Below are 14,400 nucleotides of genomic sequence, written 5' to 3' on the forward strand. Positions count from 1 at the left end.
GGTGCCCCTGGTGACCATCGCCTCGCCGTCGGACGACTCCGTACGGGTGAGCCGCGGGTTCGCCGGCCGGCAGGCGGACAGGGTGCGGCGAGGCGACCCAACCGAGCTGACACCGCTCGGCGCTGCCGGGCACCGCTACGCCTTCTGTCAGCCGGCGGTCGGCTCAGGCGTCGGCGAGTGCGCGAGTTGAGGCTTCGAGGATGTGCCCCAGCGCCGTGCGAGCTTGGGTGAGGTCGGCTATGCGGGAGTCCAGCTCGGCGTACTGGGTTTTGAGGTGGTCGAGAACGCAGGCCTGGAGCTGGGTGCCGTCGCCGGCGAAGCAGGGCATGAGCTCGCGGATGATCTTGGTGGGAAGCCCGGCGGCAAGCAGGGTGCGGATGCGCTCGACGGTGACGGGAGCCTCTGGCCCAAAGCGGCGATGGCCGCCTTCGCTGCGGTGCGAGGTGAGCAGCCCCTGGTCCTCGTAATAGCGGAGAAGGCGTACGGCCACACCCGTTTCGCGCGACAGTTCCCCGATCTTCATGTGACCCACCTCATAGCGCACCGGCTTGAATCTCACATCCGTGTCATATTCTAACGTTGACCACATGACGACGACATCCACTGCATCAGCACCCGTTTCGCTCTACGGATTTCTGACCCCCAAGCCGGGACACGCCGATGAGCTCCGCAAGCTCCTGATGGACCTCGTCGAGCCGTCGCGAGAACATGAGGGCAGCCTCCAGTACCACCTCCACGAACAGGAGGACGGCCGATTCTTCCTCTACGAGGTCTGGCGTTCCCAGGAGGACCTCGACCGGCACAACGCCACCCCGTTGCTGCGCACCTTCATGAACGCACTGCCCGAGCACCTCGAAGGCACTCCCGAGGCCTACTTCGGCGCGATGAGGAGTTCCTACCCGGGCCGTCGCGACCTGACCTGATGCGCAACCGCTCCCAGCCGATGAGCCCCCTCCCAAAAGCCTGCTGACGGCAGAATCCGGTGCCGGGAACCGAGCCCGCCGTCGCGGCCCAGAACCGCCTCCACCGCCAAGGTATCGCCCAGCCAGCTCGTTCACGTCACTCATCACCTGTCTCCCCTTCATGATCAATTCCCGTGACCCACCATGACCCCCAGGCGGGCACGGCACGGACGAATCGGGCGTTTCGGGCGCCCCTAAGCGCGGGCGCCCGAAACTCCAGGAACAACCGTCATGTCCGGCAACATGCCATAACCTCCGCTAATCAGTTGAAAGGGAGCATGCAGGTGGAGCTTCGCGACATCGAGATCTTCCTGACGTTGGCAGAGGAGCTGCACTTCGGCCGCACAGCTCAGCGGCTGCACGTGACCCAGGCCCGCGTCAGCCAGGCGATCAAGAAACAGGAACGCCGCATCGGCGCCGCCCTGTTCGACCGCGACAACCGCAACGTGGCCCTGACACCGATCGGCCGGCAACTCTACGAAGATCTCCAACCCATGTACCGGGGGCTGCGCGAGGGCATCGAGCGAGCCATCCGGGCCGCCCAGGGCACCACCGGCATCCTGCGACTGGGCATGGTCGGCCACAACCCCCAGGACCTCCGACCACTCTTCGACGCTTTCAAGGCCCGTCATCCCGGATGCGACCTGCAGATCCGCAGCGTCGACTTCGGCGACCCGTTCGGCACGCTGCGCAGCGGGGATATCGACGTCGCGCTCATCTGGCTCCCCGTTGACGAACCCGACCTCACCGTTGGTCCGATCGTCTACACCGAGCCCATCGTGCTCGCGCTCTCACCCACGCACCCACTGGCGTGCAAGGACTCGGTGTCGTACGAGGATCTCGCCGACTACACCGTCTTGGGCGGCGCCCGCCCCGGTTACTGGCGCCAGGCGCTCGTTCCCGCCCACACCCCCAGCGGACGGCCGATCCCGGTGGGGCCGCATGTCTCCCATTTCATGGGGATGATCCCGGTCATCGCCAGCGGCGAGGCCGTCTCGCCCGTGCACATCCACGCCGCCCGCTACATGACGCGGTCCGACATCGCCTACGTTCCCATCCACGACGCCCCGCTCGCCCGCTGGGCCCTGGTGTGGCGCACCGCCACCGAGACCGACCTCATCCGCGCCCTCGCACACACCGCCGGCGACACGACCTGCAGCATCCGATGACCCGCGACGGAATCGTTCTGACGATCTTTGTTGTGAATCCCCAAGTCGCGGCGTACCAGCGGAACCTTTGTGGCCGCAGGAGAGCCGGTGCTGGAGGAAACCCTGATGCCATCGAGCCATGAGTGCCTTCCGCGAGCACGCAGCCGGGGCGGGCGCACCCTTGTCGCAGCGTTGATCATCGACTCCGTGGGCAACGGGATGTTGCTGCCGCTGTCTCTGTTGTTCTTCACCACGTCGACGGATGTCCCGCTGGCGGATCGGCCTGTTGATCAGCCTTGCCAACACGCTCACCCTGCCGATTCCGATGATCGCCGGCTGGCTGGCCGACCGAGTCGGGCCGCTTCCTCTGGTCGTGGGGGCGCAGATCGCGCAGGCCACCGGCTATCTGATCTACACCGTGGCGGGTGATCCTGTCGGCATCTTCCTCAGCTCGAGTCTGGTCGCGCTGGGCGTGCGCTTTTTCTGGTCCACCGTGTTCACCGCGATCGCGGATTTCGCCGACGGCAGTACCAGCTCGATGAGCAAGGACGTCTGGTTCGCCTGGGCCAGCATGGCGCGTACGGCGGGGTTCAGCATCGGCAGTCTGATCACCGCGGCGGCCATCTCGTTCGCGAACGAGGCGGCGTACAAGGCTCTCACGGTCGGGGCCGCGGTCAGTTTCCTGGTGGCCGGCATGGTCATCGGCGTCGGCGTCCGGGCGCCACGTCGGGCGCACGACACCGGCGAGGACGGCGCCGCGGCCGGGGGTTACCGCGGGATGCTGCGGGATGGGCCGTTCCTGTCGTATACGGGCATCAACGCCATCTTCGCGACCACCATGACGATGCTGGCACTCGGCCTGCCGATCTTCATGGCCGATGGACTGCAGGGCCGTCATGGCTGGCTCCGACGCTCCTGGCGGCGAACACGATCGCTCTGTCGCTGCTGACCGCGCCGGTGGCCAAGCGGCTGGCCCCGTACCGGCGAACCCGGTCCTCATGGCGGCCGCCATGCTCTGGACGCTGTGGGCCTTTCTGTTCGCGCTTCTGTCGCCCGGGCGCGGCCTTGGGGTGATTCTGGCCCTGATCGCTGCCACCGCGCTGTTCACCTGTGCGGAGTTGATCCACGCTCCGGTGTCGATGGCGCTGGCGACGGCCATGTCACCGACCGCGTCGCGAGGGCGATATCTGGCGTCGTTCCAGTACTCGTTCCTGGTGGCGAACATGCTCGGCCCCGCGCTCTTCACGGTGCTGTTCAACGTCTTCAGCTGGCTTCCCTGGCTCCTTCTGGGGGTGTTGAACCTGCTGATGCTGCTGGCGATGCGGCTGCTGGAGCGGGCGATTCCGGAGTCCGCGCAAGGAGCGCGACCCGCCTCGCAGGAACTCAGAGAACCGGCCCGGTGACCGTCACGGACGTCGAGGCGGAGCCGCAGCATCGTCCTGACCTGATCTCGCGCCTTGTCACCGGCTGGCGCGAGCACGCCCACCACCCGGATGACCAACGATCTGGCACCCCATCTACGAGGAACCCGTTCTCTTGGCCATCCGCTTCGGCAGGGAAGCGTTCAAGGACACCTTCATGTTCACATCGAGAGGTAGCAGACGCCGTCCGGCCTGATGTTCAGTAGCCCGCCCATCCGCGGGCCACTACGCCATGTGGCGATTCACGGCCAGGCTTTGCGAATTCAACCGGGAATGGTGGTGACTGCATTTACCACCATTGCCTGAGCGTGACGGCCCAGTGCCCGCTGTTGTCGCCGATGTTGGGTTCGTTCATCATGAATTCGATGTCGGACGGCGGAGTCAGGACACGCAGGCAGCCACTGTCCGCGCCGGCCGCGTACCAGCGCCAGTGCACCATGGTCCCGTCGATGGAGCGGGAGTCGGGCACGCTTCCCGTCGATTCGAAACGTACCTGGCCGTCGGTGATGCGCATGAGCATGGCGTACTGCCGCACTCCTGGAGCAGGCCAGCCACCCAGGGAAGGTGCATCGACGGGATCGCCGTCGGCGCCCTTCCACGCGCCGAACACGGGCTGAATCTGCACAGACCCAACGGCCCGGAAACGCAGGAGGTCGCCGGCGACGAACCCCTCGGGACTGGTGTAGAGCAAATTGGAATTACCAGGCTCATTGAAATCGTGAATGTTGCTCGGTGAAGTCTCCGTGAAGCAGTTGATCTCCGGAGGGTCAGCGGATGCTGGAGCGGTAATAGTTCCTGACACGACGAGCACGGTTGCGGATACGACCGATAAGCCTGTCAGGAAGCGATGTAGTCGACCTCTCGTTGTGACCATGGATTTACTAAGCATCACAGGGGAGCAGCTGTCAAGACTTCCCGATTCAGGCGGCCGGAATAGACTCGATCGGTCCGGTTGTAATCAAGGTACTGCGAACTACACAGGTTGAATTCGTGGGTGACTGGGACATCGGCCGAAGCCGAGTTCCGACAGGCGCTGGTGGCCTACCATCCCCGTACCGCTCCGTCGCCCGAACACCCGGGTCCCAGCGCGACCGGCTCTCCTCAGTCCGCCGGCGCGAACCAGGTCGAGCCGAACGCTCGTGTCGCCGACTGGCCTTCGATGGAACGGCATGGAACGCCTCCTTGTTGGTCAGGCGACCATGCCTGCCCTGCACTCCGGATCCGGCAGAGAGGATCACGCTCCATGCCTCAGTGGCGGCAGCTAACAAGAAGGCTCAGAGGTGTCGTGGGAACGGCGGCGGTGGTGATCGCGATTGTCATGGCTCAACTCGTCGCCGCACAACCGGCGGCGGCTGTCGCGATCTCCCCGAACGCGTTCGTTTCCCTGCATGTCGTATCGACGCCCAACCCCACGCTGAACTGCGCCTCGAATGAGGTGATGATCGGTATCCACTTCGCACAAGGCAAGGCGACCTGCGCACAGCTCAACTTCGGGTACCGGGTGGCGAGCACGATCATCGACCCGAGCGGTTTCGGGTCGACGCAGGTCTCCAGCAACCCGAGCATGCACGGCTGTCCGACGAGCTATCTCATCCAGGGCATCAATTTGCAGAGCGAATACCTGACCTGTGTGTCACTGCGTGACTCGGTAGGTAATGCCTTGGATCTGACGGCGTTCGTGCACGACGGACGCGGCAACGACGGGACCCAGTCGACGATCTACGGAATCAACAATCCGAGAATGCACGTCTGTGGCGTCAATCTGGCTATGAAGGGTGTGCACCGGAGCCAGAACGATCTGTTCTGCGCCGGATGACGGACGCGCTGGCGGGGGAGAAACATCCGCCAGCGCGGGAGCGTTCGCTTCCCCGCACCGGCGCAGCTGAACCAGCTGCGCCGGCTCATCCGTGCTCTGGACCAGAGACTCCCGTTCCGGCTCACAGGCGTCCGACAGCTCATGACGATCGCGCAGATCGGTGGGTCCTTCGTTACCGGACCGTCGCAGAAGTAGTCGTCGCGCCGCCGTGTCTCCCGATGGTTGACGGCTGCGCAAGGCGGCGCGCCTTGGGCACGGGGTCGGTTCACTGCCGGTCGTGCGGTTTCGTGTCGATAGGTCGTGCGGGCGGTGTCTTCTGGTCGGCGGCGGTCAGGCGGCGGTCAGGCGGCGCTCGAGGTTGCGCTGCCGTTCCTGAACTTCCTCGAGTGTGGTCCGGGCCACAGCCGGCGCGGTCGCCGCTTCGCCGGCTTCGCGCTGAGCTTCGCGCTCGTGTCCTTGAGCTCTTCTCGTACGGCCTTGGTCTCCGCCCGGGCCTGCCGGGCGTCGGCCTCGCGCTGCGCGGCTACGTCCGCGGCGCGCTTGCGGCGGTCCTCTCCCACCTGCTCCTGGGCGGCCTCGGCCGCCGCCGCGATCGCCTCGTGCTGCGCGGCGGAGCGGCCGCCTCCTCGGCGTCGGCGAGCATCTGCGCCTGGGTGACGTTATGGCGCGCAGCAGTTCGCGCCGGTCGGCGCCCAGTTCCTGCGGCTGCTCCAGCACCAGCAGGAATCGCTCGTCCAGCGCGAGCGCCCGCCGGGTGGCCTCAGCCGCCTCCTGCTCCTGCGCCTTGCGGCGGTTGGTCCGGTACTTGCTGCGGCAGGCCGCGGAGCAGTACTTGCTCGGGCGGCGCCGGCGGCAGCCAGGACATGCATGGCAAATGGACCTCGATTTGGCCGGCGGCGGGACCTACGGGAGGCAACCTCGCACCGCTCAACAGGGAATGATCACCCGAACCCTTGAGCATCCCGGTACGCCGTTCGGCGTACCTGGAGCGCCATCCACGGGCGGACGCCGCGCGCGAACGAAGCCGCGACGATGGCGGTGAGTGCTGGACCCAGAGCTGAGGTGAGACCATGGCGCCGCGAATCCGCAAGACCCTGTTGGTCATCCACATCGTCGCCTCGGTTGCGCTGGTCGGCGAGGTATGGGGACTGGTGGCGCTGAATACGGCCGCCACCCTGTCCAAGGACCTCGAGCTGGCGCACACGGCCTATCGGCTGATGCCCACCCTGGTGTTCGCGGGCGGCATACCGCTGAGCCTCACCGCATTGGCCACCGGGATCACGCTCGGCTTGGGCAGCCATTGGGGGTTGATTCGCCATTACTGGGTGGCGGTCAAGCTGGTCCTGCTCGTGGCCGTCATCTGCGTAGGCATGTTCCTGTTCGATCCCGAGGGCATGGCCGCAGCCACCGCGGGCGCCAGGCAGGCCGTCGCGGCCCGCCAGTGGGGTCAGGTCGCGGTGCTGGGCACACAGATCGCCATGCTGCTGATCGCGACCGCGCTGTCGGTGTTCAAACCCCGATGGAAACTCCGGTGACATCCCGGGCGTGGGCAGGCCAGAAATCGACCACCGGTCCGCGCGGCCATGGAACGGGCCCGGGCGGCGGGGTTCCCGTACTCCTGCGACCCCGCCGTCGGCCGCCCGGCCGCCACCCTGGCCGCGGGCGTGCCGGAGGGCGGTCGGGTGCTGGAGATCGGCACCGGCGTGGGAGTGGGGCCGGCCTGGCTGGTCAGCGGCCTGCTCCCGCGGACGGACGCGGCGATGACCACGATCGAGCACGATCCCGACCGGGCCGGGCCGGCGGCGCGTGGCTCCCGGCCGGATTTCGGACCTCCACGGGGGGATGCATTGGAGTTGCTGCCGAAGCTGGGGACGTACGATCCGGTCTTCGCGTACTCGTGATCAGCAGGCGTCGCCCTCCCTGGATGTGGCTCCCACGCTGGAACTACAGGGGGGATCGGGCGCTGCTCGGCCACTGGATCGAGCACATGGACTGGGTCACCGGCTGGCCCGCCGATCGCTAGCGGGGCGTCCCGTCGCCCTCGCTTCTGCGGGCGAGGCGTTGCCGTTGCCCCGTGTGCACGTCGCTCACCCACTCCCAGCCGGGCTTGGCCGATGGGCCGATCCGCGGGTCATCGGGGTCCCGGCCGTCCCGCAAGGCGAGCACGTACGCCCGATCCTGCTCGATCCGCGCCTGCGCCTGGCCGGGCCCGCCGACGGACCCGTGACCCGGGACGACGACGTCGGCCTCGCCCGCCACCTCCTCGAGCAGCCGCAGCGCCGCGAGGTAGTCCTCGATCGGGTCCGCGGCGCCGTCCAGGTCGAGCATCGGGACCAGGACGTCAGAGAGCATGTCGCCGGCGACGAGAACCCCGCGTTCCTCGATCAGCAGCGCCGCATGGCCCGGCGCGTGCGCCTGATGCTCGATGAGCCGGGCTTGAGGGCCGTCCCAAGGGATCCGCGCGGTTCCGGCGGGCAGGCCGGTGATGAGGCCGAGCAGGTCCAGCGGCACCTGCCCGGCGATCTCCGTCTCGAGCAGGTGGTCGGCGATGCGCTCCTTCGCGCCCGCGTCCGACAGCTGATCGCGGACGGCGGCCGCGCAGCGCGCGGTGCCGTAACGGGGCGCCTCGCCGAGCCGGGCGTGCCAGAGCAGGTGATCCCAATCCGGATGCGTGGAGAACCCCGCCACGACGGGCCGGCCCAGCTCGCGAAGGTCGCCCGCGAGGCAGCCGAGCTCGGAGCCGGTCACTCCCGGGTCGATCAGCAGCACTCCGTCCCGGCCCTGCACCACAACGGCGTTGCTCTGCACGAACGCGCTCTCGTGGACCAGCACCCCCTCCGCGACCTGCCTCAGCACGAGCTCGCCTCCTTGGCGTCCAAAACGGCGTAGCGATGCATCGTGACGCCCTGCTCGAACGATCGTTGCTCGATCAGCTCGAGATCGATCGGCATGTCGTAGTCGTCGAACAGCGGCCTGCCGAAGCCGAGGATCGCGGGATGGGTGAAGAGCAGCAGCTCGTCCAGCAGCCCCGCCCGGAGCAGCTGCGTGGCGAGTGCCGCGCCGCCCACGCTGATGCTCCCGTCGGTCCCGGCCCGAAGGGCGGCCAGTTGCTCGATCGCGTCGTCCCCGCCGATGATCCTGGTGTTGTGATCGGCGCTGCGGCGGGTGCGGGAGACGAGCACTTTGGGCTTGGCGGTCCAGATCTCGCCGTACTCGTGCATGAAGTCCGGCAGCGACGCGTCCTCGTGCGCCCGTGGCCAGGCCTCCTCCATGACCTCGTAGTAGATCCGGCCATGGACCATGAGCGCCAGCGACCGCGTCAGCGCATTGGCCGCGCGGTGCAGCTCCTCACCGATGCGCAGCCACTCGCCGGCACCGTTGTCACCGGGAACTTGCTCGATCCGCAGATCGAGGGAAACCTGCATCGAATAGACGAAGCGGCCCATCAGCTCCTCTTCCCAGGAGTGATTGTATTTTGCAACTACTATAGGTAGGGCGAAACACCTGTCAAGGAGGAATGGTGGAACCACGGTCCGGGTGTCCGGTCAACGCCGCCGTCGAGGTGCTCGGGGATCGCTGGTCGCTGCTCGTGCTGCGCGACGTCATCTTCGGCGACCGCCGCTACTTCCGGGCGCTGCTCACCGGGTCGATCGAGGGCATCGCCTCGAACATCCTCGCCGACCGCCTCGTACGGCTCGTCGAGGCGGGGATCCTCACCCGCGGCACCGCCGTACGGGGGCAGCGCGCCCGCTACAGCCTCACCGAAGCCGGCATCCGGACTCTTCCGATCATCTGCGCCCTCGGCGACTGGGGCCTCGACTGGCGCCCGGGCAGCGCCGGGCCGCGGAGCCGGCAGCAGTTCATGCGCGAGGAGGGGCCGGCGTTCATCGAGGAGCTCATGGACGAGCTCCGCGTCCGCCACCTCGGCGCCCCGCCGAGGCCGCACGACGGTCCGGGTCCGTTCGAGCGCCTCGAGGCCGCCTGCGCCGCGGCCGCCGAGCGGGAACACGCCGACGGAACGGCCCCGCCCACGTGATGGGGGAACTGCCGATGCGGCCCCCGGTGTACCGGAAACATACCCGAGCTTCCTAGCATCCCTTTCGTCCCAGAAAGTCATACCGAGACAGGCCTGCGGTGAAGCGAACCCTGACAGTGATCAGCGGGGCGCTCGTGCTGAGCACGGGATGCTCCGCCACGGACGCCGGCCCTTGTTCCGTCCCCCGCCGCGACGGTGAAGGCAGCGGCGAAGCGCTGGTCGTACCCGGCCAAGCACCTCAAGAAGAGATCCTGGAGTGACATCGAGGTCCTCAACGCGTCCGGAAATTTCGTGATCCGGCTTGATCTGTCCGTCCGCGGCTTCACTCCCGCCGGCAAGAAGAAGTGGCAGCGCGACGTCCCCCGCGACCGGACCTCCGGCTCCTCCAACCACCACTCCGCGGAGCTCATCCAGACCGCCGGCGTGTTGATCATGTCGTACCGGCACCCTGCCAGAACAATCCGGGCCGAGACAGGCCCGCTCGTCACCAACGTGATCGAAGCGCTCGACCCGGCTACGGGCCGGACGCTGTGGAAGACCGTCATCTCACTGTTCGTGACCGTGCTCGACAGCACGGTCTACACGGCGCTCTGCCGCGCTCAGCAGACCGGGCGGCGGGACGAATGCATGCTGAGCGCGCGGGACGCACAGACCGGGCGAGTGCTCTGGACGATCCCCACAGAGCACATGCCGTACATAGTGGACGGCGACGGCACCACGCTCGCGATGGGCACCCGGCCGGAGGGGTACGGCGGGAAGTATTGGCTGACGGCACTGGACAAGCGGACCGGAGCCCGGCTCGGCCTGCGCGTCGACGCTCGCAGGTTCGCAGGCGGGCGCCCCGTGAAGGGCGACTACTTCTCCGACACCTACGTGGCGGACGGCAGGGTGGTCCTGGTCACCAGCCGCATCAACCAGCAGGCCGAGAACTGCGACGTCACGGAGGCCGCCCGCGACGTGCGCACCGGGAAGCGAGTCTGGCACGCCGCCTGGCAGGACCCCGGCTGCGAGTACGGACAACGCTGGGAGGGCAGCAGCCTTCCCCGCGTGACGGGGGACGGCACACTGACGCTGCGCGACCCGGCCACCGGCAAGGTCACCTGGAAGGCCGAGCAACCCGGCGGCACGATCCTCGCCGCGGACGGCGGAAACGTGCTGGTGAGCTCCGACGAGGTCCTCACGCTGTACGGCAAGGCGCGCACGTGGACGCTGCACGCCGGCAAGACCCGGTCCTTCCTGACGAAGGAGCGGGTGCTGCTGACCTACTCGGATGCGACGCTGGCCTACGACGTCGGTACCGGCGAACCGCTCGGGGAGGCGAAGGGCAGTAGCGCGGGGCTGGGCGACGGCTGGGTGGCGACCACCACCACCGACCACGACAACGAGAAGACGATCATCACGGTCTACCGCCTCTAGCGTCCACGAGATGCCGCCGGAGGCGTAGCTCGCAGGGAAGCGCCGTGATCACTTCGACGTTCCGCGTGGAACCGCGAGGTCATGCATCGGGGGTTCAGGGTCCGTCGGTCCAGGTGTACCAAGGGCCCCTGAAGTGTTCATACACTCCCTCTTCCGGGCCCGGTACCCGATCCGGGATGTAGGCGAAGCCGTAGCTCTTCCAGTTCATGGTGGGCGAGGTGACCATGAACCTCGCTCCCCCGGGGATCTTCTCCACGTCGTCCACCCAATACAGGCCCCACCACCGACGGCTGTCATGGTCATCGCGCACCGACCGGGCGTAGCGCTCCAGGCTCGGCTCCGAAAGGGCGAAGCGCGCGTGAAGGGGCGCGTCGAGTTCGACCAGCAGCACGGTGCCCAGCGCCAGTGCGACTGGGACGAACATCCAGGGCTTCCACGCCCGCCGGCGCTCGCCAGGGCCCAGCATCCGTACGAACCAGGCCATGGCGATGGCGAGCACCAGCCAGTACAGCGCCAGTGCCAACGCCCAGTAGGACAGGCCGGGAGTGCTCGCCTCGATGAGCGTCAGGAGCGAAGCGAGTCCGGTGGCCGCGGTGAAGAGCGGGGCGAGGGGGTTGCGCGTCAGGCGCATGGGGGGCTGATCAGGTGCGGTCGGAGTGGCGCGGGCAGGTTGCAGGAGCTCCACGAGCAGGTGGCGGCGGCCGAGCAGGACGTCGAGCGCTTTCGCATCACTCGCGAGACGCTGGGGATGCCGGGACGCGCGGATCGGCTACGCCCGCGCCTCCACCGTCCGCCAGTCCCTCGGCACCCTGCTCGGCGCGCTCGAAGCAGCCGGCGTCACCCGCGTCTTCTCCGAGAAGACCTCCACCCGCGACACCGTCGTTTCTGCTGTTCACGTCAAGATGGCGGGTCTTCGGCGGATGCCATGGAGGCTCCTTACGCGGGCCTGCGCCAGCGGTGATCGAGTCCGGGCGTCAGGCATCGCGGACCGTCTTGGCCACCCGGCCGAGCAGTGCCCGTAGCTGCGTGGCTGCGTCCGGACCGAGGTCATCGGTGATCTGCTGCTCGACCCCGGCGATCACCATGTCGGCAGCGCGCAGCGCCTCACGCCCGGCGTCGGTGAGATGCAGTTCCTGCACGTGCCGGTGGCGCGGGTGTTCGCGGCGCTCGAGCTGGCCGCGGCCTTCCAGCCGGGCCACCAGTGACGCCACCGCCTGCGGGGTCACGTTGAGGCGTCGGGCCAGCTCGGCGCCGGTCAACCCGGGTTCGGTGTGCACCGAGATCAGGAGCGAGTAGTGCGCCACCGCCATGTCCATCCGACCACAACCTCGTCCTGGTGGCCCGGCGCGCCGACCGGCTCAACGCCCTGGCGCAGGACCTGCGCGCCGGCGGCGCCGGCATCGAGGTGCTGCCCGCCGACCTCGCCACCCACGACGGCATCACCGCCGTCACCGACCGGCTGGCCGCCGGCGACGTCCGCATGCTGATCAGCAACGCCGGCGCCAGCGGCTACGCCCCGCTCACCGAGGTCGACCCGGCCGACATCGACCCCCTGCTCACCCTCAACGCCGTCGCACCCATCCGGCTGGTCCGTGCCGCACTTCCCGCCATGCTCGCGGCAGGCGAAGGCACGATCGTCACCGTCGCCTCGCTGCTCGCCTTCAGCGCGGGCAGCATGGAGCCGCCGTCCCGGCGCACGCTGTACGTCGCCGCGAAGGCCGCCACCTTGGGCTTCACCCGAACGCTGGCCTGCGAGCTGGCCGGCACCCCGGTTCGTGTCCAGGTCGTGTGCCCCGGGGTGGTGGCCACGGAGTGGAACAGCGGCGCCGGCCGAGCCATCCCCTGGGCCATGTCGCCTGAGGACGTGGTCTCGGCCAGCCTGGCCGGGCTTCGCCTCGGCGAGACCGTCTGCGTCCCTGGCCTGGAGGATCAGGCCGCCGCCCTCGACGCCTTGCTCGCCGCTGAGATCGCCCTGCTGACCGGCGGAAACCAGCCGACCCTCGCGGCCCGCTACACCAGCCCGCGAGCATAGAACAGCCGTAACCGGCGCGAAGGGCGCCGCATGGGTGAGGCGAAGGCAGATCACGGCGGTTGCCCTCCGGATCGGTCCAGATCCGCAGCCACCCGGCCGCTTGCTGGTGCCGCTCCAGGACGGGCCACTTCTTCTCGAGCACGACATCGTCCACCGGCTCTCCTCAGCCATCGGCGAGACCGTACCGGGGCAGGTCGCCGGAATCGGCCTGGTGGAGCTTGACCCGGTTGATCTGCTTGATGCGCGGCGGCAGTCCACGTTCAGCAGCCGGGTGACTCCGAAACCAGGCTCCGACTCCCCATGCGAGTCCATGGTGGTGCCGTACCGGATGGCACCCCTCCTCCACCATGGCGGCCACTTCAGCGGCGGAAGGCCGCCTATTCGTCTCCCACCCGCTCCCTGGGCAGTCCCTTGGACGGTTTCCGCCCTGCCGCGACGATCAGGGCCCCCGCAAGGGCCCCGGCGACGTACGGTGACGGAACGAGCAGCACCGCGCCCACCAGGCACCACGCCGCAAGTCCCCAACCAATCCCGGCCGGCACGGCCACCCCGCGTCCGGCGAGATGCCAGACCAGGCAGCCCAGAAGGATCAGCGGCACGGCGAAGCTGCCGGGACCGGCCCAGAAGGCGACCTGGTTCTCCAGGTTCCCCCCTGTGCCGGGGGAGAGCGGGACGGCCGCCCAAAGCCCCCGCTCGACCCAGCCCGCGACGTCGTCCCGGCTGATGAGGGTCAGCAGGGTTAGGTGCCCGATCCCCAGCACGAGCATGATCCCGCTCGCCCAGCGCAGCAGCCGCTTTCCGGTGTTCATCGCGACGTCCTCTCCAGGTGGGCGCGCCAGGCGCGCTCTCGTTGCCGGGTCAGGGCCGGGCAGACGGCGAGGTGCCGGAACGAGGCGATGGCAGCCCTGTAGAGACGCCGGAACCCGCCGTTGGGCTTGACGAGGGCAGCCATCCGCAGCTCGTGGATGCGCCGGGGGATGGACGTGTGCGCGGCCGTGGGGAGTCTCATGACAGGCCCCGTTCGGCCATCATGGCCAGGAGCGTGAGCTGGTCGAGGTCGGGGGTGGCGGCGGGGTCGAGCTCGCGGTAGCGGCGGTGGAGGTTGACCACGATGCGCTCGGCGTCCAGCCAGGTGGCGTACTCGTCCAGGTCGACCTTCTCGATCGCCTCGGCGAAGGACAGGCCCTGGGCGTGGGCGGTGTCCGCCTGCTCGGCCACGTGGGCGAGGTAGCCGCGTACCGCGCGGACGCCGTCGGGGTCGGTGACCGGGCCGTGGCCGGGGACGATCGTGGCCGCGCCGGTGGCGATCATCCTGTCGCAGGCGGCGATCCAGCCGGCGATCGGGCCGCTCCACACGATCGGGGTGCAGCCGACGAACAGCAGGTCGCCCGCAAACAGCACGTCCGCGTCCGGCACGTGCACGACCGAGTCGGCGGCGGTGTGGGCCGGGCCTAGGGCCTGTACGGAGTTGAGATCAGAGGGATTTGCTGCGCTTTGGCCGGCGATCCTGGTACCCCTTCGCCATGGCGCGTGGAGACCTCACCGATGAGGAATGGTTCTTGATCGAGC

20 protein-coding genes are annotated in these 14,400 nt (G+C 68.4%); 11 read left to right on the forward strand and 9 right to left on the reverse strand.

All coding sequences use genetic code 11. From position 1 onward, the window contains the following. A partial coding sequence (locus AB0I79_RS62260; protein WP_357895830.1) for a hypothetical protein occupies nt 1-190 on the forward strand: 190 nt, incomplete at its 5' end. On the opposite strand, the gene AB0I79_RS62265 is transcribed toward AB0I79_RS62260, so the two are convergent. After that, complete coding sequence (locus AB0I79_RS62265) at nt 164-523, reverse strand: MerR family transcriptional regulator (protein WP_357895833.1); 360 nt, start codon at nt 521-523, stop codon at nt 164-166. The two genes, AB0I79_RS62260 and AB0I79_RS62265, sit on opposite strands and share 27 nt — an antisense overlap. Nucleotides 524-587: 64 nt before the next feature. On the opposite strand from AB0I79_RS62265, the gene AB0I79_RS62270 reads away from it, so the two are divergent. The 4 genes from AB0I79_RS62270 (at nt 588) to AB0I79_RS62285 (ending at nt 3,513) form a co-directional block, all read left to right on the forward strand. Further along, the gene (locus AB0I79_RS62270; protein WP_357895835.1) at nt 588-923 is read left to right on the forward strand and encodes a putative quinol monooxygenase; all 336 of its coding nucleotides are present in this window, start codon (nt 588-590) and stop codon (nt 921-923) included. Nucleotides 924-1,096: 173 nt separating this feature from the next. After that, nucleotides 1,097-2,131: a LysR family transcriptional regulator gene (locus AB0I79_RS62275; RefSeq protein ID WP_357895839.1), complete on the forward strand. Its 1,035-nt coding sequence runs from the start codon at nt 1,097-1,099 to the stop codon at nt 2,129-2,131. A 241-nt stretch (nt 2,132-2,372) separates the two neighbouring features. Continuing rightward, nucleotides 2,373-3,059, forward strand: coding sequence for an MFS transporter (locus AB0I79_RS62280; RefSeq protein ID WP_357895841.1), 687 nt, complete (start codon nt 2,373-2,375; stop codon nt 3,057-3,059). 61 nt (nt 3,060-3,120) lie between these two features. After that, nucleotides 3,121-3,513 (forward strand): hypothetical protein, encoded by a 393-nt coding sequence (locus tag AB0I79_RS62285; RefSeq protein ID WP_357895842.1) that lies wholly within the window; start codon nt 3,121-3,123, stop codon nt 3,511-3,513. Between the two features lie 307 nt (nt 3,514-3,820). Here the strand turns inward: AB0I79_RS62285 and AB0I79_RS62290 are convergent, their stop codons facing one another. Then, on the reverse strand, nt 3,821-4,222 hold the full coding sequence (locus AB0I79_RS62290) for a hypothetical protein (protein WP_357895845.1): 402 nt from the start codon (nt 4,220-4,222) through the stop codon (nt 3,821-3,823). Nucleotides 4,223-4,816: 594 nt separating this feature from the next. Between AB0I79_RS62290 and AB0I79_RS62295 the strand changes: the two genes are divergently transcribed. From AB0I79_RS62295 to AB0I79_RS62305, 3 genes are all read left to right on the forward strand, one after another. After that, nucleotides 4,817-5,347, forward strand: a complete 531-nt coding sequence (locus AB0I79_RS62295) for a hypothetical protein (protein WP_357895848.1) — start codon at nt 4,817-4,819, stop codon at nt 5,345-5,347. A gap of 1,070 nt (nt 5,348-6,417) precedes the next feature. Continuing rightward, entirely contained in the window at nt 6,418-6,882 is a 465-nt protein-coding gene (locus tag AB0I79_RS62300) for a hypothetical protein (RefSeq protein ID WP_357895851.1), read from the forward strand. Between the two features lie 48 nt (nt 6,883-6,930). Beyond that, nucleotides 6,931-7,248: a hypothetical protein gene (locus AB0I79_RS62305; RefSeq protein WP_357895854.1), complete on the forward strand. Its 318-nt coding sequence runs from the start codon at nt 6,931-6,933 to the stop codon at nt 7,246-7,248. Between the two features lie 118 nt (nt 7,249-7,366). Here AB0I79_RS62305 and AB0I79_RS62310 read toward each other — a convergent pair whose 3' ends face one another. Both AB0I79_RS62310 and AB0I79_RS62315 read right to left on the reverse strand, forming a co-directional pair. Continuing rightward, a complete protein-coding gene (locus AB0I79_RS62310; RefSeq protein ID WP_357895857.1) occupies nt 7,367-8,203 on the reverse strand; it encodes an MBL fold metallo-hydrolase in 837 nt (278 codons plus the stop codon). After that, nucleotides 8,197-8,793 carry a dihydrofolate reductase family protein gene (locus tag AB0I79_RS62315; RefSeq protein ID WP_357895860.1) on the reverse strand — a complete coding sequence of 199 codons (597 nt, stop codon included), beginning with the start codon at nt 8,791-8,793 and terminating at the stop codon, nt 8,197-8,199. Before AB0I79_RS62315 ends, AB0I79_RS62310 begins: the two co-directional genes overlap by 7 nt. Nucleotides 8,794-8,864: 71 nt before the next feature. On the opposite strand from AB0I79_RS62315, the gene AB0I79_RS62320 reads away from it, so the two are divergent. Next, nucleotides 8,865-9,383 carry a helix-turn-helix domain-containing protein gene (locus tag AB0I79_RS62320; protein ID WP_357895863.1) on the forward strand — a complete coding sequence of 173 codons (519 nt, stop codon included), beginning with the start codon at nt 8,865-8,867 and terminating at the stop codon, nt 9,381-9,383. Nucleotides 9,384-9,578: 195 nt separating this feature from the next. Beyond that, entirely contained in the window at nt 9,579-10,799 is a 1,221-nt protein-coding gene (locus AB0I79_RS62325; protein WP_357895866.1) for a PQQ-binding-like beta-propeller repeat protein, read from the forward strand. A gap of 94 nt (nt 10,800-10,893) precedes the next feature. Here AB0I79_RS62325 and AB0I79_RS62330 read toward each other — a convergent pair whose 3' ends face one another. Both AB0I79_RS62330 and AB0I79_RS62335 read right to left on the reverse strand, forming a co-directional pair. Next, nucleotides 10,894-11,430, reverse strand: a complete 537-nt coding sequence (locus AB0I79_RS62330; protein WP_357895869.1) for a hypothetical protein — start codon at nt 11,428-11,430, stop codon at nt 10,894-10,896. A gap of 343 nt (nt 11,431-11,773) precedes the next feature. Next, nucleotides 11,774-12,115, reverse strand: coding sequence for a MarR family transcriptional regulator (locus AB0I79_RS62335; RefSeq protein WP_357895871.1), 342 nt, complete (start codon nt 12,113-12,115; stop codon nt 11,774-11,776). Nucleotides 12,116-12,132: 17 nt separating this feature from the next. On the opposite strand from AB0I79_RS62335, the gene AB0I79_RS62340 reads away from it, so the two are divergent. Then, nucleotides 12,133-12,831 (forward strand): SDR family NAD(P)-dependent oxidoreductase, encoded by a 699-nt coding sequence (locus tag AB0I79_RS62340; protein WP_357895879.1) that lies wholly within the window; start codon nt 12,133-12,135, stop codon nt 12,829-12,831. A gap of 377 nt (nt 12,832-13,208) precedes the next feature. Here AB0I79_RS62340 and AB0I79_RS62345 read toward each other — a convergent pair whose 3' ends face one another. Genes AB0I79_RS62345 through AB0I79_RS62355 form a run of 3 tightly spaced genes read right to left on the reverse strand, consistent with a single transcriptional unit; the run spans nt 13,209 to nt 14,337 of the window. Continuing rightward, the gene (locus AB0I79_RS62345; protein WP_357895874.1) at nt 13,209-13,640 is read right to left on the reverse strand and encodes a DUF6463 family protein; all 432 of its coding nucleotides are present in this window, start codon (nt 13,638-13,640) and stop codon (nt 13,209-13,211) included. Next, nucleotides 13,637-13,840 carry a hypothetical protein gene (locus AB0I79_RS62350; protein ID WP_357895877.1) on the reverse strand — a complete coding sequence of 68 codons (204 nt, stop codon included), beginning with the start codon at nt 13,838-13,840 and terminating at the stop codon, nt 13,637-13,639. Before AB0I79_RS62350 ends, AB0I79_RS62345 begins: the two co-directional genes overlap by 4 nt. After that, nucleotides 13,837-14,337, reverse strand: a complete 501-nt coding sequence (locus tag AB0I79_RS62355; protein WP_357895882.1) for an MBL fold metallo-hydrolase — start codon at nt 14,335-14,337, stop codon at nt 13,837-13,839. The genes AB0I79_RS62350 and AB0I79_RS62355 overlap by 4 nt, the downstream gene beginning before the upstream one ends. Between the last annotated feature and the right edge of the window lie 63 nt (nt 14,338-14,400).

Source organism: Nonomuraea sp. NPDC050202 (genome assembly GCF_040656115.1).
Taxonomy (GTDB): domain Bacteria; phylum Actinomycetota; class Actinomycetes; order Streptosporangiales; family Streptosporangiaceae; genus Nonomuraea.

Bases quoted from the DNA above. Each gene is read 5' to 3' on its own strand.
- AB0I79_RS62335 (WP_357895871.1), bottom strand. From the start codon at position 12,115: ATGGACATGGCGGTGGCGCACTACTCGCTCCTGATCTCGGTGCACACC.
- AB0I79_RS62265 (WP_357895833.1), bottom strand. From the start codon at position 523: ATGAAGATCGGGGAACTGTCGCGCGAAACGGGTGTGGCCGTACGCCTT.
- AB0I79_RS62350 (WP_357895877.1), bottom strand. From the start codon at position 13,840: ATGAGACTCCCCACGGCCGCGCACACGTCCATCCCCCGGCGCATCCAC.
- AB0I79_RS62315 (WP_357895860.1), bottom strand. From the start codon at position 8,793: ATGGGCCGCTTCGTCTATTCGATGCAGGTTTCCCTCGATCTGCGGATC.
- AB0I79_RS62285 (WP_357895842.1), top strand. From the start codon at position 3,121: ATGCTCTGGACGCTGTGGGCCTTTCTGTTCGCGCTTCTGTCGCCCGGG.
- AB0I79_RS62300 (WP_357895851.1), top strand. From the start codon at position 6,418: ATGGCGCCGCGAATCCGCAAGACCCTGTTGGTCATCCACATCGTCGCC.
- AB0I79_RS62345 (WP_357895874.1), bottom strand. From the start codon at position 13,640: ATGAACACCGGAAAGCGGCTGCTGCGCTGGGCGAGCGGGATCATGCTC.
- AB0I79_RS62280 (WP_357895841.1), top strand. From the start codon at position 2,373: ATGTCCCGCTGGCGGATCGGCCTGTTGATCAGCCTTGCCAACACGCTC.
- AB0I79_RS62270 (WP_357895835.1), top strand. From the start codon at position 588: ATGACGACGACATCCACTGCATCAGCACCCGTTTCGCTCTACGGATTT.
- AB0I79_RS62320 (WP_357895863.1), top strand. From the start codon at position 8,865: ATGGTGGAACCACGGTCCGGGTGTCCGGTCAACGCCGCCGTCGAGGTG.
- AB0I79_RS62305 (WP_357895854.1), top strand. From the start codon at position 6,931: ATGGAACGGGCCCGGGCGGCGGGGTTCCCGTACTCCTGCGACCCCGCC.
- AB0I79_RS62330 (WP_357895869.1), bottom strand. From the start codon at position 11,430: ATGCGCCTGACGCGCAACCCCCTCGCCCCGCTCTTCACCGCGGCCACC.